We start from the raw sequence: 1,299 nt of genomic DNA on the forward strand, positions 1-1,299 counted from the left end.
GTTTCTAGGGGTCGTTGCAACACGTGGTCGGTTTGATCAGGCCGCGATGAGTTTATGCAGGCGCTCGGCTGGGGTTTCCCAGCCGAGCGTTTTGCGTGGGCGGCTGTTGAGTTCGGCGGCGACGTGGGTCAGGTGTTCCGGGGTGTGGGCGGACAGGTCGGTGCCCTTGGGGAAGTACTGCCGCAGGAGGCCGTTGGTGTTCTCGTTGGAGCCGCGCTGCCAGGGGCTGGCCGGGTCGCAGAAGTAGACCGGGACGCCGGTGGCGACGGTGAACGAGCCGTGGGAGGCCATCTCGGAGCCCTGGTCCCAGGTCAGCGACCGCACCAGATGCGTCGGCAGGGTCCGCACGGTCTCCACCAGGGCGTCGCGCACGCGCTCGGCGGTGCGGCCGTGGGGCAGGTGCAGGAGCATGACGTAGCGGGTGGCGCGTTCGACCAGGGTGCCGATCGCGGAGGCGCCGTCCTTGCCGAGGATCAGGTCGCCCTCCCAGTGCCCGGGCACCGCCCGGTCCTCGACCTCGGCGGGGCGTTCGCTGATCATGACCATCGGGTCGATGAAGCGAGGCCTGCGGCAGTCGGCCTGGCGCTGGGGGACGCGGCGGGCGCGGCCGCTGCGCAGGGCACCGGCCAGCTCGCGCCGCAGTTCGCCCCGTCCTTGGATGTAGAGGGCCTGGTAGACGGTCTCGTGGGCCACGTGCATCTCCGGCCGCTCGGGGAAGGTGTCCCGCAGAGCCTGGCAGATCTGCTCCGGACTCCATTTCCGGTCCAGTTGGCGCTGGATGAAGTCCCGTAGCTGCGGGCTCTGGCTGATCTTGCCGGGTTTGGGCCGGGGCCGGCGGGCGTCGGCGCGGGCCTGCGCGGCGTGGGGCCGGTAACTGCCGCTGCCTGGATGGCGGTTGCGGCGAATCTCCCGGCTGACCGTGGAGGGGCTGCGGCCCAGTTCGGCGGCGATCGCGCGGACGGTGGCCTTCTCCCGCAGCCGGTCGGCGATGTGGATGCGTTCGTCCTCGCGCAGGTACCGGGACGGCCCGGACGGTGAGGGGACGGCCGCCCGCGCGGGCGGCCTCGGCCTCTTCACACGCCCCTCGGGCCGGCCGTGGCGCCACTCACGACCGGTCCGCTCGTGGATACCCACGAGCCGGGACGCCTCTCTGTTGCTGTAGCCCTGCTGCACGAGCCGGAAGTATTCCTCCCGCTCGCCGCGGAGCTTCCTGGGCCCCTGCGGCTTCCGGTCCCCTCGGATCTCGAAGTCCATCGCACACCTTGAGCTCGGGTGTTGCGACGACCGCTAGAACCCAAG

1 protein-coding gene is annotated in these 1,299 nt (G+C 71.1%); it reads right to left on the minus strand.

All coding sequences use genetic code 11. From position 1 onward, the window contains the following. Positions 1–36 precede the first annotated feature (36 nt). The gene (locus tag ACIP37_RS37760) at positions 37–1,254 is read right to left on the minus strand and encodes an IS30 family transposase (RefSeq protein ID WP_363629509.1); all 1,218 of its coding nucleotides are present in this window, start codon (positions 1,252–1,254) and stop codon (positions 37–39) included. Positions 1,255–1,299 lie beyond the last annotated feature (45 nt).

The sequence above is a fragment of the Kitasatospora sp. NPDC088861 genome (genome assembly GCF_044750105.1).
GTDB lineage: Bacteria > Actinomycetota > Actinomycetes > Streptomycetales > Streptomycetaceae > Kitasatospora.

Excerpts from the sequence above, each read along its gene's own strand:
- ACIP37_RS37760 (WP_363629509.1), bottom strand. The coding sequence starts at position 1,254 with ATGGACTTCGAGATCCGAGGGGACCGGAAGCCGCAGGGGCCCAGGAAG.